Below are 23,828 nucleotides of genomic sequence, written 5' to 3' on the forward strand. Positions count from 1 at the left end.
TTAGACCTCTTCATTGACAACCAACGCTTCTGAAGTGAGTAGTTTAGACAAATTGATGATGCTCATCATCCGATCGCGATAAGGTGCGACACCCTGGAGATATTCGTCTTTGGCAGAATGCAGGGCAATTGGAGCCGTGGTCATTTGGGAAGGATGGATATACGTCACATCAAAAATGTCATCTACGGCAATGCCCGCCACTCGTTGATCCAGACGCACGACAACGGCTTGCTGATGCGATGGGCTACGCCCCGCCGTAGGCGATCGCACCCCATTCATGGGCAATTCAACTACACCATTGATGTTAATTAAGGTGACAATTTCGCCTCGCAAGTTGATGTTGCCAACAATGTGCGGCGGACAGCAGGGAATCGGGGTAATCTTGTGAATCTCGGTAAACTCATGCACCGTTTCCAAGGCAAACCCGAAGTACTCACCCCCCAACCCCACAACCGCTAGAGGCAAGAGCCACGCCGAATCCTCGTTATCAATAGAACATCGGAGAGTTTCAGTTCGCTCTTGCAAAATCTGTCGTTCCTGCGAATCGAAATGATCGTATAAGCCCGAATCAGAGGGGTGTTTTAGTACGTCATTGACTGAGCCGTTGTTAAAATCAGAATTTGGATTGAAAGCAGTCTCTATCAGGGCGTATTCCACCAACACTTCAGGATTAAGCAATGTAACGATGCCCTCCTCAACGTTGGCAATGCCAGTCACCAATCCATCCGGCAAACTCTCTTTTGATTGACCACAAACATTGGCAGCGATCTGATCGGGTGCGATCGCTTGCACGCTATCCACTTGATTGACGATGATTCCGATTCGATGAGTTTGCCACTCTAGGACAATCATGCTGTCAGTCAATTGAAAAGGCGGACGTGTTTGTTCTAAACGGTGATATAAATCCATCACGGGGAGAAACTTCCCTCGCAGGTTAATCACGCCTAAAATTGTCCTGGGAGTTTCCGCGATCGCAGTCACTTCTGGCAGAAAGAAGAGTTCTTGCACGGCTATAGCCGGAATGCCATAGCGTGAATGATTGAGTTTAAACATTAAATAAGATTCATAGCTCATAGCTAGTTGAATTTAAGTGCTTAAGAACGTGTGCTTTTAGTTCAGCAGTGGTTTGCTGGTTATGGAAATCGATCGCTTGTTGGGGTAGATTTTGCAAAATTTCTAGAAGCGATCGCCAGATTTTTTGAGCCTGTTTTACATTTCCTTCCCGTTCATAAATAGAACCCAATTCCATGTGAGCATTAACAGAATTAGGAGCGAGATAAATAATACGTTTTAAGAATAATTTTGCACTGTTGTGATCTCCTTGCTCTTCGGCAATTTGAGCCAACAAATGATAGGGTTCGATCGCCAACGGGCTGATCTGGAGTGCCTGCTGACACGCCTGATTCGCCTGGGAGTAATTGCCATAATTTGCGTAAGCTTCTGCCATCAAACAATATGCCTGAAAGTGTTGGGGGACAAGAGCAATCACTTGTTCAGCTATTTGAATGACATCGGCATAAGCTTTTTGAATTAGTAATTCCTTGGCCGCATCTAAAAGAGTTTGAGTGTTTGCACTCACGTCAAAGCCCGTCCCCAAGCTTGGGAGAGAGAGGGAAGAAATTTTGGTTTCCCTGCTCTCAATGGCATCAGGTATTATGGTATTCAAGACTTTGTGCTTGTTGAGCGAGGTATGCCTTTGATAAACCGCAGATTGTGGAAAATTTCTGACTTGAAACGGTTCAGTTTTTTGTCCGTGTAATTCCGTGTGCCCTGTGAGCAGAAAACCTCCCGGTGTCAGAGAGGAGTAAAACTTGCCTATAATTTGTGCGATCGCATTGAAGTCAAAATAAATAAACACATTGCGGCAAATAATCAAATCGAAATCGTGAATGCTGGACGCGTAAGCGGGAAAGTTATCCTGCATCAGGTTTCCAGGTTGAAATTTGACCATTGCTCGAATAGCAGGATCGATTTTCCAACCTTGTTTGTGGGATCGAAAGTAGTGATTTTTGATCTCTGGAGTGGTTGTCCGAAAAGACCAATCGCTGTAAATTCCTTGTTGAGCCAGGGCGATCGCGGGTTGATTAATATCTGTGCCTAAAATCAGAATGTCCCATGCCTGATTGTCAGGGATTAGTTCCTTCACCAGAATGGCAAGTGAGTAAGCTTCTTCACCAGTCGAACACCCGGCACTCCAAAGCCGTAATGTCGGCCGATGAAATTTTCCATTAGCAGCGTTGCACTGAGTTAAACTAAGTACAGTTTTGCGCTCGATTAACTCTGGGAGCAGCTGATTTTTGAGCAGCGACATCTGCCCCTGATCCCGAAAAAAATAAGTTTCAGTGACAGTGAGTAAAGAAATTAGTTCTCGCCACTCTGTCGCACTGGGAATTAATTGATTTGTTGCCACCAAGAACTGATAGTAATCATTGAGTGAGCATAATCCCAGCGCCCGGATGCGAGTTAAAAGATTTTTCTTTAATGTATCTTGATACTGTGGTTTGATGTGAATGCCGAATGTATCAGCAATCAGATCAACCATCTGTGACAAACTAAAGTCATCACTGTTTTGAGAATTGGATTCAAATAAAATGGGGCGATCGCCGATCATCTGATTCATCACTACATGATTTTCGAGCCGATACCCTTAGGTTTCCCATTTCAACCTCTTAATTCGGATTTGTGTGATTTGCCGTATTGAACTGAGATACAAGTAAAAACCTGCGAGATAGTCTCAAAAGCCCTGCTATATATAAGTTTTATCGAGTAAAGTTTTTAAGATTAACCCGGTTTTATGTTCTATTCATGATACTGTTGGTGAAATATTTATTAACATTTCAATTGAAGATTGGACTACTAGCAGAAGCAGGGGCTATCGAAGCTTGGGTTGTAGCAAGATTCCCGTAGGGGTACGAAGTGAAACCCAACAAAGCTTTGATAATGTTGGGTTTCGTTCCTCAACCCAACCCAATACGGTTCGGTTAAGGCAAGAAATGCAATAAATCGCCGTCTCTACAAGAATCAGTCCTTTGTAGAGACGGCGATTTATCGCGTCTTTGGAGCTAGGGCGTGTCATCAAAAAACCTTATCCAAATGTCACGCCACTACACCAGTTTTATTTTTTAGCCTTAACTCAAGCGTATTGAGCTATAGACTGATTTTTTGGTAATAACCAATTGGATAAATTCGTAGTTGGTGCTTTAGCGCTAAAGCCCCAACTACGAACAACACCTACCCCTCAATCTAACCAATTAATTTCTGCCAGCTAGCAGGGCCGAAAATCCCATCGGCATCTAAACTATTTTGCTTTTGAAAGTTCTTAATAGCAACCTCTGTTTGCGGCCCGTAGACACCATCATTCTCAACACCTAAACGGTATTGTAAGTATCTGACAACTGAACCACCGGCATGGTTTGCTCTGATAATTCGTTTTGCCAAAATTAGATTTATGGCATTCCATGTAGTTGAGTCAGCAATTCCAGTCGGTTGAACTCCAACAATAGTCTGAAATTTTTCTACGGCAGATTTTGTATTAGCCCCGGTGAAGCCATCTTGTATTAACGCCTTACCATTTCTATCAGTTATTTTGAGTCGATTTAAGGATTTTTGCAGTCTGAGAATAGTGGCATCTGCATTATCTTCTTCATCTTGTACAGGGTTAACAGGAACACTTGGCAACTTACCAGTTAAGCCTTTAACGATCGCATTAGCCATTGCTTCAGGATTATAAAGATTCATATCTTTTTGCGAATCGATGAAGCAACATTCTATCAAGATAGCAGGCATATCTGTATTTTTCAGAACAAACAAGTGCGAACCACTTTTAACGCCACGACTAAAAAATCCTAACTTAACGATTTCATCTAATACAGGTTTAGCGATTTTTCTCCCATTTTCGCTAGTTGCAAATACTTCTGTGCCATTAGCTTGTCTGTTAAAAGCATTAAAATGAATTGAAACAAAAATATCTACTCTACTCGCATTAGCTATAGAACATCTTTTTGAGAGTGAGTCACGGACTGTATTAGCACTACTTGGTTTACATACTACGACTTCATTTCCTAAAGCTCTTAATTTACCTATAACTCTATTACCTATATCGAGAGTTAAATTATCCTCAACTTTGATGCCTCTAGCTCCTGTGTCTGGTGGACAATTGTGGCCACTATCAATTCCAAATTTCATGATTTAATCCTTAACTTACTTATTTTGATACTGCTTCAAAACTCTTCAAGTTTGAGAGGAAAAGTTTTGTTCCTAAATTTCTTTAGCTACTTGGTGGCAACGTCCGTATGATTTTAATCATTAACATACTGATAAATAAAATAAGTTTTTTGCAACCTTTTTCAGCAGATTTTATGTATCAAAGCCCGCTTTTTGCAAGATTTATTGGAAGAAAAAACACAACTCTCATAATTTATCAAAATCAGGAACAATCTAGTGATTGTTGCAATAAACTGAAATGCAGCAATTAGCCCCATCCTTAAAATAATAACGCTTCGTAAAAGTAGAAAGCTATGACAAATGTACCTAGTACCGCAAAGCGGAAGTTAAAAGTCACGCCTGCTTTAATTTTAGGCTTTCTGCCTGTAATGAAATGGTAGGTTTATTTGTGCCAACCTGTATTACTGCAAGAAGGCAGAGGCGTAAAAGCAAGAAAACCAATAATACCAACTTTTGACTTCCCGATTCGCGCAGCGTCTCCAAGAGTTGGGGCTAACTTTTGCCTTACGGTACTAGTACGGCTAAATGACCAAAATCTGCTGGTAGATATTTAACAATCAGCCTGAAAGCAGGTTTAAGATCAAAGTAAAGAAATATTTCGTAGCTTACAGGCATGAAACGCATCGTCTTGGTTGCTGGGTTTGAATCGTTCAACGCTGATTTGTATAGAAAAGCAGCCTTTTTGGCTAACTCTCGCTGTCCTGAGTTGGATATTCGGGTATTTAGCGATCGCGATCTTACCAACAAACGCACTGAGGTAGAAACAGCACTCGATGGCGCTGATGTGTTTTTCGGTAGCCTCCTATTTGATTATGACCAGGTTGTGTGGTTGCGCGATCGCATTGCCCAAATTCCCATCCGCCTAGTTTTCGAGTCAGCCTTGGAATTGATGAGTTTAACCAAGCTGGGTATTTTTGCCATTGGCGACAAACCCAAAGGAATGCCCAAACCAGTTAAATTCATCCTTGACAAATTTAGCAACGGACGAGAAGAAGACAAACTTGCTGGTTACATCAGCTTCTTAAAGATTGGCCCCAAACTACTGAAATATGTCCCAGTGCAAAAAGTCCAAGACTTACGCAACTGGTTAATCATCTATGGTTACTGGAATGCTGGCGGCCCAGAAAACGTAGCCTCATTATTCTGGACACTAGCAGAAAAATATTTAAATTTAAAAGTCGGCGACATTCCCCCGCTAATTGAAACCCCCAACATCGGATTACTCCACCCCGACTATCAAGGGTTTTTTGAATCGCCAAAAGCATATTTGGAATGGTATCAGAAGAAGGGAGTAGGGAATAGGGAATGGGGAATAGGGAACATGACTAATTCCCCCTCCCCACTCCCCACTCCCCACTCCCCAGTTGTCGGAATTCTCCTCTACCGTAAACACGTCATCACCAAACAACCCTATATTCCCCAACTGATTCGGAGTTTTGAAAAAGCTGGGTTAACTCCTTTGCCTATTTTCATTAATGGGGTGGAAGGACATGTGGCGGTACGAGATTTGATGACAACCGACTATGAAATTCAGCAACGACAACTAGGCAATACAGAAACTCCCTCACTATCTAGTGAAGCAGTTAAAGTAGATGCGATCGTTTCGACAATTGGCTTTCCTCTGGTGGGTGGCCCAGCTGGTTCAATGGAAGCAGGCCGTCAAATAGAAGTAGCAAAGCGCATCCTCACTGCCAAAAATGTACCTTATATTGTTGCTGCACCACTATTAATTCAAGATATTTCCTCGTGGACGCGCCAAGGTGTTGGCGGATTGCAAAGTGTAGTGTTGTATGCGTTACCAGAATTGGATGGGGCTATTGATACCGTTCCCCTCGGCGGTTTGGTGGGCGAAAATATTTATCTAGTTCCCGAACGGGTGCAGCGATTAATTGGTAGGGTAAAAACTTGGGTGTCTTTGCGGCAAAAACCTGCATCGGAACGTAAGATTGCCATCATTTTATATGGCTTCCCGCCGGGTTATGGTGCTGTGGGTACAGCTGCATTATTAAATGTGCCACGTAGTTTGCTGAAGTTTCTCCATGCACTTAAACAACAAGGCTATATCGTTGGAGATTTACCAGAAGATGGAGAAGAATTGATTCGCTGGGTGAAAGAAGCGGATGAAGCTAATTCTCTTGTGGGGCAGTCGTCTCGCCTGCCCCTAGATAATGGCGGGCAAGATGCCCACCCCACAAATAGTGTCAATGCTCGCACTTTAGAAAAATGGTTGGGATATCTGCAAACCTCCCGCATCGAAAAACAATGGAAATCTCTGACGGGAACTGGTATTAAAACTTATGGCGATGAGTTTCAGATTGGCGGTGTGCAATTAGGAAATGTGTGGATAGGTGTACAACCACCTTTGGGGATACAAGGCGACCCGATGCGCTTAATGTTTGAACGAGATTTAACGCCACATCCCCAATATGCCGCTTATTATAAATGGTTGCAAAATGAGTTTGAAGCTGATGCTATAGTTCACTTTGGGATGCATGGAACGGTGGAATGGTTGCCTGGTTCTCCGTTGGGTAATACGGGTTATTCTTGGTCGGATATTCTGTTAGGAAATTTGCCTAATCTATATATATATGCGGCGAATAATCCCTCTGAATCGATGTTGGCGAAACGTCGCGGTTATGGTGTATTGATTTCTCATAATGTACCGCCTTATGGTCGTGCAGGTTTGTATAAGGAATTGGTGGCGTTGCGCGATTTGATTGCAGAGTATCGGGAAGATCCGCAAAAGAATTATGTTTTGAAAGAAGGCATTTGTAAGAAAATTGTAGATTCTGGGTTGGATGCAGATTGTCCCTTTGAGGATGCGAAGAAGTTGGGGATTGCGTTTACTCCAGAGAATGTTCGGATGTTTAGCGGTCATGCTTTTGATGATTATTTGGTGGAGTTGTATGAATATTTGCAGGTTTTAGAAAATCGGTTGTTTTCTTCGGGGTTGCATACGTTGGGGGAAGCACCGAATGAGGAGGAGTTGAGGTCGTATTTGGAAGCTTATTTTGGCGAGAAGCAAGGAGAAATAGAAGAAGAAAAACTAATCAAAGATTTGTTGATGCAATCTACGGATGAGTTAACGAATTTGTTAAGGGGGTTGAATGGGGAGTATATTCCGCCTGCGCCTGGGGGGGATTTGTTAAGGGATGGGGCTGGGGTTTTACCTACGGGGAGAAATATTCATGCTTTAGATCCTTATCGGATGCCTTCGCCTGCGGCGTATGAACGAGGGCGAGAAATTGCTCAAAAAATTATCGCCCAGCATTTGGATGAATATGGGAAATATCCTGAAACAGTGGCGGTGATGTTATGGGGATTAGATGCGATTAAAACTAAGGGTGAATCTTTGGGGATTCTTTTGGAATTGGTGGGGGCTGAACCTGTTAAGGAAGGAACTGGTAGAATTGTTCGTTATGAATTAAAGCCGTTGGCGCAGGTTGGACATCCCCGCATTGATGTGTTGGGTAATTTGTCTGGAATTTTCCGGGATAGTTTTGTAAATATCATCGAATTATTAGATGATTTATTTCAACGGGCGGCTGATGCTAATGAACCGGATGATCAAAATTTTATTAGAAGACATGCTTTAGCTTTAAAAGCCCAAGGAGTGGAAAATGCATCAGCGAGATTGTTTTCTAATCCGGCGGGTGATTTTGGTTCTTTGGTGAATGATAGAGTGGTTGATGGTAACTGGGAATCTGGTGAGGAGTTAGGCAATACTTGGCAAAGTCGCAATGTATTCAGCTACGGGAGAGAAGATAAAGGTCAAGCTAGACCGGAAGTGTTGAATACTTTGTTAAAAACTAGCGATCGCATTGTCCAAGAAATCGATTCGGTAGAATATGGTTTAACTGATATTCAAGAATATTACGCTAATACTGGCGGTTTGAAAAGGGCAGCAGAAAAACAAGGCGGTAAGAAGGTTACAACCAGCTTTGTGGAAAGTTTCTCGAAGGATACTACACCGCGCAATTTAGATGATTTGCTGCGAATGGAGTACCGCACTAAGTTGGTAAATCCCAAATGGGCGCAAGCGATGGCGAATCAAGGTTCTGGTGGTACATTTGAAATTTCCCAACGAATGACGGCGTTGATTGGCTGGGGTGGTACTGCCGATTTTACCGATGATTGGGTTTATGACCAAGCGGCTGATACTTATGCCTTAGATGCAGAGATGGCGGATAAATTACGCAAGGCAAATCCTGAAGCTTTCCGCAATATTTTAGGAAGAATGTTGGAGGCGCATGGGCGGGGTTTCTGGGAAGCTGATGCTGATAAGTTAGATAAGTTGCGGCAATTATATGAGTTGACAGATGAGGAGTTGGAGGGTGTGACGGTTTAGAAAGTAGATGCGTTAAAGTTTATTAACGTATCATAGCAATCCTAAATAAGTTGTGAGAATCGAGAAACTCAGATCCCCGACTTCTTTGAGAAGTCGGGGATCTGAGTTTCTCGAATGATTTAGATACCAAGTACCATAACTAGTTTTAGATAAAATATGATATCTTTTTTCAACAAATTCTAGAATTTTTGGAAACTCTTCTTTAATCAGAGCCTGATATTTATTAGTAATGAATATATAAGGAGGCTTGGATGAATCTAACTCTCCTAGAAGTTGTGGCCATTGCTCAGGTAGAAATAATTCAAGTGACCATGCATTTAGTGATGTTGCTTGAGTACGACCAGAGAAATAATAAATAGACGGGTCGCCAGCAACAAGAATTTCACCAGGTAAACTTCCTGGTTGCGAGAGAAAGGCAATCTCTGAACGAAGTGATGCATAATCACCTCTAAATACACTCTGATATTTAAATCGGGTATCTTCAGTTAAAGCAAAATTATTCTTAACTAAAGCGATACTCTTAATTTGTAAATTCCATAATAAAGGCGATAAAAACAACAAGGATAGCAAAATTTTAATTATTGGTGAACTTAATTCCTTGAAACGCTCCCATAATATATCTAAACCTTTAGTTGCTAAAATACCTGTAGGTACAAATAAGAGTAAATAATGATATATCCAAAGTGACCTAATTTGGATAAAAATAATACCCAACCCCAAAACAAACCAAACAACCAATAGCAAGGTCAATAAGTCTTTATTCTTACGCAATGATACATTTACTGCAACAAGAGCCATTACAACTAAAGTTATAAAATTCTTTAAAAACCATCGGTTTCCAGAAAGTAACTTAGATTTATCAAGTCTGCCATTAGCAACCACCTGACTTGGATATACAAAGAATGTCTTATATACAATTGATAAACTATCGACCGAGGCAAAATAGCTGACAGTAAGTAAAATGGGAAAGAGAATTCCTATAAAAATTGGTAGGCAAATTTCAAGAATAATTATTTTAGCTTTTTGATGTTTGACCAATATAGAATGGAGAAAAATAGTTAGCCAGAAACAAAGTAGTATAGGCAAAAATATTAATTTAAATATTAGGACAATTCCACCCATGAAGCCTGAGAGTAAAAGTTGAATAAATCTCTGCTTTCCTTCATGGTTAAAAGATTGATGAGTTAGCCAAAGACATAAAAATAAAGGAAAACCAACTAGTCCCTCTACTTGAGTAAATTGCTTATGATATGAAACAATATAGTAAACACCAACTGTTAATAAAGGTACTAAACTTGCTACTATCTGATGCCGAAAATAACTTTTTAGAGTTAGCTGCAATATTATAGAGAAAAGCATCATGTAAATAAGTTCAAAGATATGGATGCCAATATCATTAAAACCAAATAAAGTTCCTGCTAAGAAATAAAAGTAATAAATTCCAGGTTGCTTTAGATCCCAAAAATCCCGATAGAGTACCTTTCCTTGTTGCATCTCTAAAGCACCTGTTGTAAATAGTGCTTGATCTCCTGCAAATGGGAAAGGCAAATTTATCAAACCAATTATGAGAACACAAATCAAAACCAAAAAGTCAATTTTATTTAATTTAGGAAGATTAATCATGAAAATTTACTCCTGTTGAATAAATATAGTATTGTCAAGCCAAATGTATAAGTCGTTGCTGCAAACGCTTAATACTTTGCAACAAATGTTCTTCCATGTATAAGAAAGGCTTAAGTCATTGCAGCAATTGTTGTAGTGAACTTATAAACTTATTTAGTACCTGGAATAAAATATAGTCTAAGTGAAATTAACTAAACTTTTAAAAATGTAATTGCAACTGATTTGCTATATTTTCCCATGACAATCAAAAATATTTTGGTATGAAACAGTACTAACACTTAGTAGCAGAGATGCATTATGGCACGTCGTAAGGGACTTCCAAATAAAAAAATATACAACTATTTATTGTGGGGTGGGCGCCCGCCCATAGTCAAAGGCGGGCAAGATGCCCACCCCACAAGATTGGATAATTCATTTCTTGGAAGTCCCTAAAAGAAATTCCACCATTTTAGAACGAGCCGATCGCCGGATTGAAAGTTTGCAATCTATCAGTGTAGAACTTGACTTTGGCCAAGGATTGACTATACAAGCTTACACCATGACAATTAACTGGGGTTCATTGTCTAAATCTAGCCTGACGGTTGGGGCATCACTCAAATCAACTCCAGGAGTCAGTGATTGGTAGACTCCTAACCAAGTTATGACCCGACTGTGGGGTTTGCCATGTTGCTCATGTCTTAACGGAGATGCGACGTAAACGATTCCTTCTATCAGTTCTACTTTCTTGATATGGGGTGCAGCCGCATAACGCCGTTCAAATTCAGGGCGAGTTAGCCGATGTCTACGACGGGCTACGCCTACGCCACTTTCAAGCGGAGGCAGATGTCTCTGGGGTGAGTACTCTCTAACCATTTGCTAATCCTTGGAGTTGCCTGATATTTCTGACTTTAGCAAACCTCAGTTATCAAGTTAGAATTTCTTGATTTGCTGCTTTCCTCAAATTCCAAAAATCATAAAACGTGATGTTAATAATCATCGTGTGTTCTACTGTGCGATCGCTTACTCGCCTAAGTTAAACATCGCCGACAATTAATGCTGCATAACAGAGTCTAACTAGCTATCATTAGCTAAGTGGTATGCCAGATACATCGACGGCAATACCATTTAGTTAGCAGTCTTTATCAACTGCTTACACTCACACCCCTATAAAATTAGTTTGATCCACTTTCTATTCCCCACTCTCTATTTTGATCCGCATTGACTAAAAGTACTTTAAATAAGTACGGGGTAGAAAAAATACAAAAAATTCTTTAAGGATTAAGATTAAGGATACGGCTATGGCAACCGAACAGTTAACTAGAGACAGTGATAATCTAGATTTAAATCAGCTACTAAAAACGCTGAATGCTGTTAAACAGGGTGACTTCTCGGCTCGGATGCCTATAGACCATACTGGTGTGGCAGGGAAAATAGCTGATACGCTCAATGATATTATTTACCAGAATGAGCGGATGGCGGCCGAACTACAACGCATTGGTAACGTTGTCGGCAAAGAAGGCAAAATTGCCGATCGCGCCTCTCTCGGAGATGTTCAAGGTTCTTGGTCAGATTGTGTTACTTCTGTCAATACTCTAATTACAGATTTAGTTCAACCAACAGCTGAAACTACTCGGGTAATTCGGTCAGTCGCCAATGGTGACTTATCGCAAACGATCGCTACAGAAATTGAAGGCCGACCTCTCCAAGGTGAGTTTCTCCAAACTGCTAATATTGTCAATACGATGGTAGATCGGCTGGGTTCCTTTGCATCGGAAGTAACGCGGGTGGCGCGTGAGGTGGGAACCGAAGGGAAGTTGGGCGTTCAAGCCGAAGTGCAAGGTGTAGCTGGCACTTGGAAAGATTTGACTGATAACGTTAACTTGATGGCAGGTAATCTCACCGGACAGGTGCGAAATATTGCCGAAGTTGCCACTGCGATCGCAAATGGTGACTTATCTAAAAAAATCACTGTCAATGTCAAAGGCGAAATTCTAGAACTAAAAAACACCGTCAACACGATGGTGGATCAGCTTAATTCTTTTGCTAGTGAAGTAACGCGAGTTGCGCGTGAGGTGGGAACTGAAGGGAAGTTGGGCGTACAAGCAGAAGTTAAAGGAGTAGCAGGTACTTGGAAGGATCTGACAGACAACGTTAACTTGATGGCAGGTAATTTAACAGCCCAAGTCCGTAACATTGCGGAAGTGACAACGGCGGTAGCGAATGGCGATTTATCCAAGAAAATTACTGTTGATGTCAAAGGCGAAATTTTAGAGTTGAAAAACACCGTCAACATCATGGTGGATCAACTTAATTCTTTTGCATCAGAAGTAACAAGAGTTGCGCGTGAGGTGGGTGCAGAAGGAAAATTAGGTGGTCAAGCAGAAGTTCGCGGGGTAGCGGGTACGTGGAAAGACCTTACCGATAGTGTGAATTTCATGGCGGGAAGCTTGACGGCACAAGTGCGGAATATTGCCGAAGTGACAACGGCGGTGGCGAATGGCGACTTATCTAAGAAAATCACTGTCGATGTGAAAGGCGAAATTCTGGAGTTGAAAAATACCATCAATACAATGGTGGATCAACTTAATTCTTTTGCATCGGAAGTGACAAGAGTTGCCCGTGAGGTGGGAACTGAAGGGAAGTTAGGCGTACAAGCAGAAGTCCGGGGAGTTGCGGGGACTTGGAAAGATTTAACTGACAACGTTAACTTAATGGCGGGTAATCTCACCGGACAGGTGCGAAATATTGCCGAAGTTGCTACTGCGATCGCAAATGGCGATCTATCTAAAAAAATCACCGTCGATGTTAGAGGTGAAATTTTTGAACTGAAAAATACCATCAATATAATGGTAGATCAACTCAGTTCCTTTGCAAGTGAAGTAACGCGGGTGGCGCGTGAAGTGGGAAGTGAAGGTAAACTGGGAGTGCAAGCCGATGTGCGCGGTGTAGCTGGTACATGGAAAGATTTAACTGACAGCGTAAACTTCATGGCGGGAAGTTTAACGGCACAGGTGCGGAATATTGCGGAAGTAACTACCGCCGTTGCAACAGGTGACTTATCCAAGAAAATCACTGTTGATGTGAAAGGCGAAATTCTAGAGTTGAAAAATACCATTAATACAATGGTGGATCAACTCAATTCCTTTGCAAGTGAAGTAACAAGGGTTGCCCGTGAGGTGGGAAGTGAGGGTAAACTCGGCGTACAAGCAGAAGTGCGCGGCGTGGCTGGTACGTGGAAAGATTTAACCGACAGCGTGAATTTCATGGCGGGAAGCTTAACGGCGCAGGTGCGAAACATTGCCGAAGTAACTACGGCGGTTGCAACAGGCGACTTATCTAAAAAAATTACTGTTGATGTCAAAGGTGAAATTCTGGAGTTGAAAAATACCATTAATACAATGGTGGATCAACTCAGTTCCTTTGCTAGTGAAGTGACGCGAGTTGCGCGTGAGGTGGGAACTGAGGGTAAATTGGGTGTACAAGCGGAAGTGAAAGACGTAGCTGGTACTTGGAAAGATTTAACCGACAGCGTGAACTTCATGGCGGGAAGCTTGACGGCACAGGTGCGGAACATTGCCGAAGTGACAACTGCGATCGCAAATGGTGACTTATCCAAGAAAATTACTGTTGCCGTCAAAGGCGAAATTCTCGAACTCAAGAATACCATCAATATAATGGTGGATCAACTCAACTCCTTTGCAAGTGAAGTGACGCGGGTGGCGCGGGAAGTGGGAAGCGAAGGTAAATTAGGTGTACAAGCAGATGTGCGCGGCGTAGCTGGAACTTGGAAGGATCTCACCGACAGCGTGAACTTCATGGCGGGAAGCTTAACGGCACAGGTGCGAAACATTGCTACAGTCACTACGGCGGTGGCAAATGGCGACCTCTCGAAGAAAATTTCCGTTGATGTCAAAGGTGAAATATTGGAACTCAAGAACACCATCAATACGATGGTGGATCAACTCAACTCCTTTGCAAGTGAAGTGACACGCGTGGCGCGGGAGGTGGGAACTGAAGGTAAATTGGGCGTACAAGCAGAAGTTAAGGGAGTCGCCGGTACTTGGAAGGATCTCACAGAAAGTGTGAACTTTATGGCGGGAAGCTTGACGGCACAGGTGCGGAACATTGCCGAAGTTACCACGGCGGTAGCTAATGGCGACTTATCCAAGAAAATCACTGTCGATGTGAAAGGTGAAATTCAAGAGCTTAAAAACACCATTAATACAATGGTGGATCAACTAAATTCTTTTGCATCAGAAGTTACCAGGGTTGCCCGTGAGGTGGGAACGGAAGGTAAATTAGGCGTGCAAGCTTACGTCAGAGGAGTTGCAGGGACTTGGAAAGATTTAACAGACAACGTTAACTCGATGGCGGGGAACCTCACCGGACAAGTTCGCAACATCGCGGAAGTTACTAAGGCGGTAGCTAATGGCGACTTGTCTAAGAAAATTACCGTCGATGCCAAAGGCGAAATTTTAGACTTGAAGAACACTACCAATACAATGGTGGATCAACTCAGTTCCTTTGCCAGTGAAGTGACGCGGGTGGCGCGGGAAGTGGGAACTGAAGGGAAGTTGGGCGGACAAGCGCAAGTCCAAGGTGTTGCAGGGACTTGGAAGGATTTAACAGATAACGTTAACTCGATGGCGGGGAACTTAACGGCACAAGTGCGCGGTATTGCCAGAGTTGTAACGGCAGTTGCTAACGGTGACTTGAAACGGAAACTGATGTTAGATGCTAAGGGAGAAATTGAAACCTTGGCAGAGACAATCAACGAGATGATTGATACTCTAGCAACATTTGCTAATCAAGTAACCACAGTAGCGCGGGAAGTGGGAATTGAAGGGAAGTTAGGCGGACAAGCTAGAGTACCTGGGGCGGCTGGAACTTGGAAAGATTTGACGGATAATGTGAATGAACTGGCTGCTACACTGACAACTCAGTTGCGAGCGATCGCAGAAGTTGCTACAGCTGTAACTAAAGGTGATTTAACTCGTTCAATTGCCGTCGAAGCACTAGGAGAAGTAGCGATACTCAAAGACAACATCAACCAAATGATTGCTAATCTGCGCGAGACAACGCAGAAAAACACCGAGCAAGACTGGTTGAAAACTAACCTAGCTAAGTTTACCCGAATGCTGCAAGGTCAGCGAGACTTAGAAACCGTATCTAAACTAATTCTCTCAGAACTAGCACCCTTAGTAGGAGCGCAACACGGCGTATTCTTCCTGATGGAGTCTGGGGAAAATACACCGTATTTGAAATTAATTAGTAGCTACGCTTACCGCGAACGCAGACATTTGGCTAACCGCTTCCACTTAGGTGAAGGTTTGGTAGGACAATGCGCTTTAGAAAAAGAGCGAATTCTGCTAACGGATGTACCAAGTGATTATGTCAGAATTGCCTCTGGTTTAGGAGAATCGTCTCCACTTAATGCCGTGGTGTTACCTGTGCTTTTTGAAGGACAGGTGACAGCAGTCATAGAATTAGCATCCTTCCGGCGCTTTAGCGAAATTCATCTGACATTCTTCGACCAACTTACCGAAAGTATAGCGATCGTCCTCAACACGATCGCAGCATCCATGCGAACTGAAGAATTACTCAAGCAGTCGCAATCTTTGGCTGAAGAACTCCAAACCCAGCAAAATGAACTCCGAGAAACCAACAAGCGCCTAGAACAACAAGCCCAATCACTCAAAACCTCAGAAGATTTACTCAAAGGACAGCAAGAGGAACTGCAACAAACTAACGCTGAGTTAGAAGAAAAGGCAGAGTTGTTGGCTATACAAAAGCAAGAAGTCGAGCGCAAAAATCGGGAAATTGAACAAGCAAGACTCTCTTTAGAAGACAAGGCTGAACAACTCGCCCTTTCTTCAAAATACAAGTCTGAGTTTCTCGCCAACATGTCCCATGAACTGCGGACACCTCTAAACAGCTTGTTGATTTTGGCGAAGTTGTTGGCAGATAACATTGATCACAACCTCAGCGCCAAGCAAGTCGAATACAGCCAAACAATTTACTCAGCAGGTAATGATTTGTTGGCGTTAATCAATGACATTCTGGATCTCGCCAAAATTGAATCTGGAACTATGTCCATTGACATGACCCAAATGCCATTAACAGAATTGGGCGATCAAATTGAGCGCACCTTCCGACAAATCGCTCAGAGCAAAGGACTTGCTTTCACAATTGAATTGGCTCCCGAATTGCCCACAACCATCTATACAGATGTCAAACGCTTACAACAGGTGTTGAAAAATCTCCTTTCCAACGCTTTTAAATTTACAGAAAAAGGAGAGGTACGCTTACAGATTGCGGTGGCGAAGCAAGGATGGAGCAAAGACCAAGTAACTTTAAATCGCGCCCAGATTGTCATCGCCTTCTCAGTTAGCGATACAGGCATTGGCATTGCCCCTGATAAGCAGAAAGTGATTTTCGAGGCATTTCAGCAAGCCGATGGCTCTACCAGTCGGAGATACGGCGGTACCGGATTGGGCTTATCAATTAGCCGTGAAATTGCCCGTCTCTTTGGCGGCGAAATTAAACTAATTAGTCAACCCGGTCAAGGCAGCACCTTTACCTTCTACTTCCCCCAATTGAGTCCTGAGTTCCGAGTGCTGAGTGCTGAGTCAACATCAACACAATCTGGTAGAGACGCGATTAATCGCGTCTCTACCTACTCCCCACTCCCCACTCCCTATTCCCCACTCCCCACTCCTCACTCCCCGCTCCTAAATGACGATCGCGCTGTTATTGAAAGAGGCGATCGCGTGTTACTAATTGTTGAGGATGACGTTAATTTTGCGCGTATCCTGCTAGAGATGTCACAACAGCAGGGATTCAAGGTGATCACTGCCCAAACAGGCAGTACAGGTTTGATGTTAGCGCAGCAATTCCAGCCTTCAGCCATTTTGCTAGATATCAGGTTACCAGAAATGGATGGTTGGACTGTATTAGATCGTCTAAAGCATGACCCGAATACCCGCCACATTCCTGTACATATTATGACCGTTGAGGAAGGAAGACAACGCGGTTTGCAACTAGGAGCGATCGCATATCTGCAAAAGCCCTTAACCAGCGAGACAATATCCGAAGCGTTGGCCAAAATTAAAGGTTTTGTTGAGCGTCAGGTGAAAAATTTGTTAGTAGTCGAAGACGACGACACTCAACGGCTTAGTATTGTTGAGTTAATTGGTAACAGCGATGTTGCTACCACTGCTGTGGGCACCGGTGCAGCAGCTTTAGAAGCTATTGGCTCACAGCATTTTGATTGCCTCGTTCTCGATTTAGGGCTACCCGACATGACCGGGTTTGAACTGATTGAGCAGATAAAGCTTTTACCTCACGGCAGAAATTTACCAATTATTGTCTACACAGGTAGAGAAATTAGCAAAGCTCAAGAAACGGAACTCAGACGAATTGCCGAAACAATCATCATTAAAGATGTGCGATCGCCCGAACGTCTCCTTGATGAAACAGCATTATTTTTACACCGAGTCCAAGCAAATTTACCTGCACCCAAACGACAAATACTTGAACAACTGCATTCTGTAGACTACTTACTGTCTGGCAAAAAAGCGCTAATTGTCGATGACGATGTGCGTAATATCTTTGCCCTGACAAGTATGCTAGAGCGTTATCAGATACAGGTTTTATATGCTGAAAACGGCAGGGAAGGGATTACCCTATTGGAAACTACACCAGATATTGATGTCGTTTTGATGGATGTCATGATGCCAGAAATGGATGGTTACGAAACAACACGGTTAATCCGCGAAAACGAGCAATTTAAATCTTTGCCGATTATTGCACTGACCGCTAAAGCCATGCAAGGCGATCGCGAAAAGTGTATTGAAGCCGGCGCATCAGACTACATCACAAAACCCGTAGATACTGAACAACTGCTTTCACTATTGCGTGTTTGGCTATACCGTTGATCATAAGCTGTTATGTATACAACTTGCACAATCAGGGCGGGCAAGATGCCCACCCCACAAGCATTTTGAAAAAATATTAGTGCAAATTAAAGGCGCAACAGCTTAGCAGGGGGCAGGGGGAGAGGAAAAAGCTTATCTCCACCGCACCCAATACGGTTCGGATAAGCAGGGGAGGCAGGGGAGGAAAGAGAGTAGCAATTTCTCTTCCCTTGCTTCTCTTCTCCCCCTGTCCCCTGCCCCCTGCCTCCTGCCTTATCCCAACAATAATTATTTACATCGCCCTACTTATACCGGGTGGCAATATTGGGCGAAATAAGCTACTAGCTACAATAAGCTAGATTGCTTAATCCGGGAGTATTTACTAAGTCAGTATTGGCTATCCAACCATTACCGGATAACTCTCCAGGGAAACTTCTGGCAAGGTCGATTTCTACCCAAATATAATTTTCAGATTTGTATGACTTAACTATATTACCTGTAACCAAGTTCACAAACACGGTTGTATTGAAATCAAGTGTTGCAATAAAAGCTCCTTTTGTACTTGGTTGACCACGTAGAGTTACAGGTTGTACAATTCGCCGACATGTACTGCCAATAATAGGTTTAGTCAACACGTTTTGAGCCTTGTCATTCGCCTGACAAAATCTCAGCACAGCAGTTTGAATAAACCCTGAAGTCGGAGATTTAATTCTGACAAATCTATCTCCACTAGCTGGTATATATGCTAAAGCAATGTTCGTTTTTGCCGGCAATATTCTGATAGCGTTGGATGATGTTGAAGGTTCTTTGAAAATTGCAGTATCTACTTTAGTTGCACGACAACTCGACTGTGAAGAATTGGGGGGAGTCTGCGCGATTTGAGCAAATACAGGTAAACCCAGAGCAAACGTAGCAATCTTTACTAGAGTAAAAATATACAATAACTTCTGAAATTCCACGTTTTTTCCTCAATACCACTTACGAAAAACTGTACATTAGATTCGGAACTTATAAACTCTGAGGTTACAAGAGCCTACAAAAATTATTTTAACCATTAGACTATCATATAATGGCTTATTAATACTAATTAGAAACTAAGCGCAATCTATTAATTATGAATTAATCCATTAATACTAAAATACTTGAATAGTTTGTCGATACAGTTGCGAGGCTAAAAACTCTTAATCAAAAACATTATCAAAATACATCAATTAGTAATAAAAATCTTGGAAGAGTAGGTAACTTTTATAAATGCTAATGCAGAATGGAGAACAAGTCTTAGCCAGCCGTTTTCGGTCTAGTAATTAAACTATTAAAGCAAGTAGAACAGAATTTTTCCATTTCGATCGATTATCTTTACCTGTTACTCCTACGGTTTTTTTTGCCCTGGTAGTAAGTCTTTGATGCGTTCCCAATGATTATCTCGCAATGCATAGCGGCGTGTCGAGATTGATACCTATTTGATGACACGCCCTAGTAAAGCGGCAAATGCCGTGTGATATTTGTGAAAGCGAAGGTACGAAAATCTGCCCAAACTCAATACTGAATTAGCAATGTATTTTATAAAACATTATTTTTCTTAGTAATTAAAGATAAATGTCTTCTTCACAAGTTCCTCAAATTATTTTGCTATAAACATAAATATAGGGCGAAAACCTTTAAGAAATTTAAAATTCACAAGTCACTAAACATAGTCGAGAGATTAGTCATTTTTGACAATCCAGCATTTGGAAACCAGAAACCGTAAAGACCATTTACCAATGAAATCGGAGGTCTATTATGATGTTTAAAAAGATTTTAGTTGCATTAGATCGTTCGGAAATAGGGCAACAGGTTTTTGAGGAAGCCTTAAGTTTAGCAAAGTTAACACAAGCTAGTTTAATGCTAGTGCATGTCCTATCTCCCGAAGAAGAGGGTAGTCCTTACGTACCTATGGTGTCTAATTTTGACTACTATCCAGGATTGAGCAGTCAAAGCTTCGAGTTATATCAAAAGCAGTGGGATACCTTTAAAGACTTAGGAATCCAGATGTTACAATCTTTCTGTGCCCAAGCTAATGTAGCAGGTATAACTACAGAATTTACACAAAATATTGGTAATCCTGGTCGCATCATTTGTGATTTTGCTCATAGTTATGATGCTGACCTAATTGTGATGGGGCGTCGGGGTCGTTCTGGGCTGATGGAACTATTTCTCGGTAGTGTGAGTAACTATGTTCTTCACCATGCTCCTTGTACGGTACATGTTGTACATCTTTCAGTTGCTCCTAAAACACATGAAGTCGTCAAAGAAACTACAAGCAGTTTAAGCGTTAACTAATTAGTAACATTGCATAAATTTGAGCGAGCCAAACTCTGAATTGCGTTTATTTTCAGCTACCTACTTTTTTCAATCTCCACAACCGATCCTTAACGGCACGGTATTGGGCTAAAATTAAGCGTAGACATCGCTTTTTCAGTGAAAAAGAAAAAGTCTGCTACCCAAAATTAGAGTTGAGAACGAAAAGTGGATCTATGGAAGAAGATACTATCAAGATCACTGGTTTTCATGCTCATGTTTACTTCGATCCCGCCAGTCGGGATGTAGCTGCGCGTGTACGTGAAGGATTGGGTGCTAAGTTTGACGTGCAACTCGGACGCTGGTTTGACAAGCCCATCGGGCCCCACCCAAAAGGAATGTATCAAGTTGCTTTCTTACCGAATCAGTTTGATAAAGTTGTTCCCTGGTTAATGCTTAATCGTGAGGGATTGGATGTTCTCGTCCACCCTGAGACGGGCGATGCTGTAGCTAATCACGCAGTTCATTCTTTATGGTTAGGAGAAAAGCTAGATTTGAATATTGAGTTTCTCCGACAGCTTAATTCGACTTTATCTAATTAAAATAAGTAACTTAACTTTATTGGGTAAAAGTTCTGGAATGCGGCGTAGAACTTTTTCTGTTGAACTATGTTAAGGAATATTAAACCGATTAGCGTTGAACAAAATTTAAATTATAAATTATCTTGACTTTAATATTTAGTCAATCGGCACTTGCTTGAGTAAAGCTATCCACATATCGGACGGATCTGAGTAATAATCAACTTCCTCAACTTGATATTGATAAGAGTCACAACCTTCTTGTAAAATAATGCGATCGGAGGGTTTAATGCCTGTCCCGCTTCCAGTCATATATCCGATTGTTCCTTCATTGAGGCGCTCAAATACGTAGTCGCTTCCAGAAACTAGTTGGCTATAATCGTGTACTTTATGCTTCTGTTTTAATTGGTTTGTTGGAAAGTTAACTAGGACTAACTTACTTAAAAAACTAAAACTTAAGTTCATACTTGTCCTGATCAAAGACATAAGTGAGTTTTCCCCAAAAAGAAATCTATAACGAAGAGTTCTGGACTCTAGGTGAATCTCAATTTCTTTCAATTACCAATCCAGAATGAACAGGTGAAAAATCTAGTTAGAAATCAACCGCATTGACAGCTAGTAAAGCCAATACATCACCCAATGTCTAATTAAGTGCCTGCACTCACAAGTAGCAAAAAATAAATTACAAACAGATGGTTGACAAGGTACTTAGAAAAATAATTGTAAATTAGAAGGGATAACCAAGTAATTAAGTTTTCTTAAATCTTAATTATTAGTTATTAATATTTAATTTTTACACAATGATATTTTTTGCTCAATAACCCTTGCAAATCGTTCCTGATTTTCCATATATCAGGTAAAAATCAACCGTTGATTACTTTATATCTTGAACTTTGAGCATCATTACAATCATATTATCCAGTATAATATCAGAGATATATAGCAGTTATTTACTAATTAACCATTTAAATTTACATTACTATAAACCACACCTTCAACTGTAAAACCACCGAATTATTTTACAAATTTGGGTTAGATAGGAGGATTTTTTACTTAAATAAATAACATTTATTTTGTAAATCTTTTATATTTTGAGAATGTATTCTAAGTATATTTTTTAATATAAATAGTATTTAGTCCCTAGTTGTGGTTAGAGCTACATCTACTTGCTTCAGTAGTACTTCTAAGGTGGAAGAGTTATCTAAAACTACATCTGCATGAACCACTTTTTCTTCGATAGATAATTGGCTATTGATCCTGGCTTGTGCCTGTTCTCTATTTAAATGGTTTCGTTGTATCAATCTTTGTTGCTGTTGCTCTTGTGAACAACGCACTACCCAAATTTCTGTAACTAAATCAGTCATGCCAGCTTCAAATAATAGAGGCACTACTAACACCAGTGTTTGTGAGGAAGATAGGGCGATCGCTTCCTCAAACCGATCGCGCACATCTGGATGAATCAAATTGTCTATCCAGTTGCGTTCATTTTGACGATTAAAGATAATTTCGCCTAGCTTTTGGCGGTTGAGGCTGCCATCTGCTAATAAAATTTGTTCGCCGTAACGTTGAGCGATCGCACCAAGAATAGGCGAACCTAAAGATACTGCCTCTCTAGCATAAATATCTGCATCCAGAATCGGCAGGTTATAAGCGCTAGCTAAATAATTGGTGACAGTAGTTTTGCCTGTGGCAATACCGCCGGTTAAGCCGATTATACGTTTAGTCATTAGTCATTAGTCATTAGTTATTCTCCCCCTACTTCCTCTGCTCCCCCTGCCTCCCCTGCTTCCTCTGCCCCCTGCTCCTCATCTAATAATTTGTCGCCCATGTTATCAATGCTTGGGTTAAACCATCTAAAGTATATTCTTGGGCTTCTATATCCACACGCCTGAATAAAAAATCACAGGTTTTGGAGGTTTGAGGCCCGATAGAGGCAATACAAACGCCCTCTAACAATTGACTAGGATCAGAGTTGTTGGAAAATATCTTGTTAGTAAGTTGACAGAAAAATTGCACAGTTTTAGAACTGGCAAAAGTAATCACATCTATCTTGCGGTTTTGGAGAGCTAGCTGTGCCTCTGGTGGAATACCACTCGGACAACAAGATTGATATGCGGCAACTTCTATCACCTTTGCTCCCTTGAGAGTTAATTCCTTAACTAAAATTTCTCTGCCGCCGCTTTCAACTCTGGGAAATAAAATCTTTTTACCATGCAGATCCTCTGGGAAATTTTCGACTAAAGAATCGGCAATAAAATTGGGGGGAATAAAATCTGCTTGGAGAGAGTGTTGTTTTAGACAATGGGCTGTTTTCTCGCCAACGACGGCAATTTTAACGCCTGCTAAGGCACGGCTATCTTTACCTTGGGCGTTTAGCCTTTCAAAAAAGTAGTCTATGGCATTGGTAGAAGTGAGAATTAACCAGTCGAAGTCAGATAAATGAGCGATCGCATTATCCAAAGCTTCCCAACAGGAGGGCGGGCCGATTTCTAAGGTAGGCATTTCGATGACTGTTGCACCTAATGCGATGAGGCGATCGCTAAATTGGCTCGACTGTCCAACTGAACGTGTCACTAAGATTGTTTTGCCACTGAGAGGAAGAGGAGATGATGGGAAGTTATTTAACATAGGTTGGGGTATAAAAATACTCTCGGTCACAGGCGGAACCTGGGAATGCTTTTCTCCAGACTCTTGCCTGATAATTTCGTCTAAATATATATTCTCAGGTTGTAAGTACTTCCGTAGCCCAACAACTTCGCCAATAACAATTACTGCTGGAGAAAGGGATAATTCGGTGGTTTGTTCGACAATATTGCCCAGTTGCGCTGTCCAAATTTGTTGACGAGGAGTTCCTGCCCAACGAATGATGGCAATGGGTGTTAA

General features: G+C 41.7%; 13 protein-coding genes and 2 pseudogenes. 4 read left to right on the forward strand and 11 right to left on the reverse strand.

Annotated elements, in window-relative coordinates; genetic code table 11:
- The 4 genes from VE944_RS23980 to VE944_RS23995 all read right to left on the reverse strand — a co-directional run bounded on the left by VE944_RS23980 (position 1) and on the right by VE944_RS23995 (position 4,185).
- A complete protein-coding gene (locus tag VE944_RS23980; RefSeq protein WP_324982946.1) occupies positions 1 to 1,074 on the reverse strand; it encodes a chemotaxis protein CheW in 1,074 nt (357 codons plus the stop codon).
- Positions 1,064 to 2,620, reverse strand: coding sequence for a CheR family methyltransferase (locus VE944_RS23985; RefSeq protein WP_324982977.1), 1,557 nt, complete (start codon positions 2,618 to 2,620; stop codon positions 1,064 to 1,066). Before VE944_RS23985 ends, VE944_RS23980 begins: the two co-directional genes overlap by 11 nt.
- Positions 2,621 to 2,872: 252 nt before the next feature.
- On the reverse strand, positions 2,873 to 3,076 hold the full coding sequence (locus tag VE944_RS23990) for a hypothetical protein (protein WP_324982949.1): 204 nt from the start codon (positions 3,074 to 3,076) through the stop codon (positions 2,873 to 2,875).
- A 167-nt stretch (positions 3,077 to 3,243) separates the two neighbouring features.
- Positions 3,244 to 4,185: an N-acetylmuramoyl-L-alanine amidase gene (locus VE944_RS23995; protein WP_324982952.1), complete on the reverse strand. Its 942-nt coding sequence runs from the start codon at positions 4,183 to 4,185 to the stop codon at positions 3,244 to 3,246.
- Positions 4,186 to 4,837: 652 nt separating this feature from the next.
- Between VE944_RS23995 and bchH the strand changes: the two genes are divergently transcribed.
- On the forward strand, positions 4,838 to 8,572 hold the full coding sequence (bchH, locus tag VE944_RS24000) for a magnesium chelatase subunit H (protein ID WP_324982954.1): 3,735 nt from the start codon (positions 4,838 to 4,840) through the stop codon (positions 8,570 to 8,572).
- A gap of 30 nt (positions 8,573 to 8,602) precedes the next feature.
- On the opposite strand, the gene VE944_RS24005 is transcribed toward bchH, so the two are convergent.
- A complete protein-coding gene (locus VE944_RS24005) occupies positions 8,603 to 10,195 on the reverse strand; it encodes a hypothetical protein (RefSeq protein ID WP_324982958.1) in 1,593 nt (530 codons plus the stop codon).
- A gap of 549 nt (positions 10,196 to 10,744) precedes the next feature.
- Positions 10,745 to 11,047 (reverse strand): annotated as a pseudogene (locus VE944_RS24010) (hypothetical protein); the annotation flags it as partial.
- A gap of 425 nt (positions 11,048 to 11,472) precedes the next feature.
- Between VE944_RS24010 and VE944_RS24015 the strand changes: the two are divergent.
- Positions 11,473 to 18,111 (forward strand): HAMP domain-containing protein, encoded by a 6,639-nt coding sequence (locus VE944_RS24015; protein ID WP_324982961.1) that lies wholly within the window; start codon positions 11,473 to 11,475, stop codon positions 18,109 to 18,111.
- A gap of 320 nt (positions 18,112 to 18,431) precedes the next feature.
- Here VE944_RS24015 and VE944_RS24020 read toward each other — a convergent pair whose 3' ends face one another.
- Both VE944_RS24020 and VE944_RS34200 read right to left on the reverse strand, forming a co-directional pair.
- Complete coding sequence (locus VE944_RS24020; protein WP_324982964.1) at positions 18,432 to 19,049, reverse strand: hypothetical protein; 618 nt, start codon at positions 19,047 to 19,049, stop codon at positions 18,432 to 18,434.
- A gap of 387 nt (positions 19,050 to 19,436) precedes the next feature.
- Positions 19,437 to 19,540 (reverse strand): annotated as a pseudogene (locus VE944_RS34200) (IS5/IS1182 family transposase); the annotation flags it as partial.
- 332 nt (positions 19,541 to 19,872) lie between these two features.
- On the opposite strand from VE944_RS34200, the gene VE944_RS24025 reads away from it, so the two are divergent.
- Positions 19,873 to 20,409, forward strand: coding sequence for a universal stress protein (locus VE944_RS24025; protein ID WP_324982979.1), 537 nt, complete (start codon positions 19,873 to 19,875; stop codon positions 20,407 to 20,409).
- Positions 20,410 to 20,603: 194 nt separating this feature from the next.
- Positions 20,604 to 20,969 carry a DOPA 4,5-dioxygenase family protein gene (locus VE944_RS24030; protein WP_324982967.1) on the forward strand — a complete coding sequence of 122 codons (366 nt, stop codon included), beginning with the start codon at positions 20,604 to 20,606 and terminating at the stop codon, positions 20,967 to 20,969.
- 135 nt (positions 20,970 to 21,104) lie between these two features.
- Here VE944_RS24030 and VE944_RS24035 read toward each other — a convergent pair whose 3' ends face one another.
- The 3 genes from VE944_RS24035 to VE944_RS24045 all read right to left on the reverse strand — a co-directional run.
- Positions 21,105 to 21,410 carry a hypothetical protein gene (locus tag VE944_RS24035; RefSeq protein WP_324982969.1) on the reverse strand — a complete coding sequence of 102 codons (306 nt, stop codon included), beginning with the start codon at positions 21,408 to 21,410 and terminating at the stop codon, positions 21,105 to 21,107.
- Positions 21,411 to 22,078: 668 nt separating this feature from the next.
- Positions 22,079 to 22,672: a dephospho-CoA kinase gene (gene coaE, locus VE944_RS24040; RefSeq protein WP_324982972.1), complete on the reverse strand. Its 594-nt coding sequence runs from the start codon at positions 22,670 to 22,672 to the stop codon at positions 22,079 to 22,081.
- A gap of 82 nt (positions 22,673 to 22,754) precedes the next feature.
- Positions 22,755 to 23,828 (reverse strand): uroporphyrinogen-III synthase (locus VE944_RS24045; RefSeq protein WP_324982974.1); only part of this gene is annotated, 1,074 nt, incomplete at its 5' end.

Source organism: Nostoc sp., assembly GCF_035638895.1.
GTDB lineage: Bacteria > Cyanobacteriota > Cyanobacteriia > Cyanobacteriales > Nostocaceae > Nostoc.

What these genes read in the sequence shown, in the direction of transcription:
- VE944_RS24030 (WP_324982967.1), top strand. Translation starts at nt 20,604, where the DNA reads ATGGAAGAAGATACTATCAAGATCACTGGTTTTCATGCTCATGTTTAC.
- coaE (WP_324982972.1), bottom strand. Translation starts at nt 22,672, where the DNA reads ATGACTAAACGTATAATCGGCTTAACCGGCGGTATTGCCACAGGCAAA.
- VE944_RS24005 (WP_324982958.1), bottom strand. Translation starts at nt 10,195, where the DNA reads ATGATTAATCTTCCTAAATTAAATAAAATTGACTTTTTGGTTTTGATT.
- VE944_RS24015 (WP_324982961.1), top strand. Translation starts at nt 11,473, where the DNA reads ATGGCAACCGAACAGTTAACTAGAGACAGTGATAATCTAGATTTAAAT.
- bchH (WP_324982954.1), top strand. Translation starts at nt 4,838, where the DNA reads ATGAAACGCATCGTCTTGGTTGCTGGGTTTGAATCGTTCAACGCTGAT.
- VE944_RS24035 (WP_324982969.1), bottom strand. Translation starts at nt 21,410, where the DNA reads ATGAACTTAAGTTTTAGTTTTTTAAGTAAGTTAGTCCTAGTTAACTTT.
- VE944_RS23985 (WP_324982977.1), bottom strand. Translation starts at nt 2,620, where the DNA reads ATGAATCAGATGATCGGCGATCGCCCCATTTTATTTGAATCCAATTCT.
- VE944_RS23980 (WP_324982946.1), bottom strand. Translation starts at nt 1,074, where the DNA reads ATGAGCTATGAATCTTATTTAATGTTTAAACTCAATCATTCACGCTAT.
- VE944_RS23995 (WP_324982952.1), bottom strand. Translation starts at nt 4,185, where the DNA reads ATGAAATTTGGAATTGATAGTGGCCACAATTGTCCACCAGACACAGGA.
- VE944_RS24025 (WP_324982979.1), top strand. Translation starts at nt 19,873, where the DNA reads ATGTTTAAAAAGATTTTAGTTGCATTAGATCGTTCGGAAATAGGGCAA.
- VE944_RS23990 (WP_324982949.1), bottom strand. Translation starts at nt 3,076, where the DNA reads ATGACACGCCCTAGCTCCAAAGACGCGATAAATCGCCGTCTCTACAAA.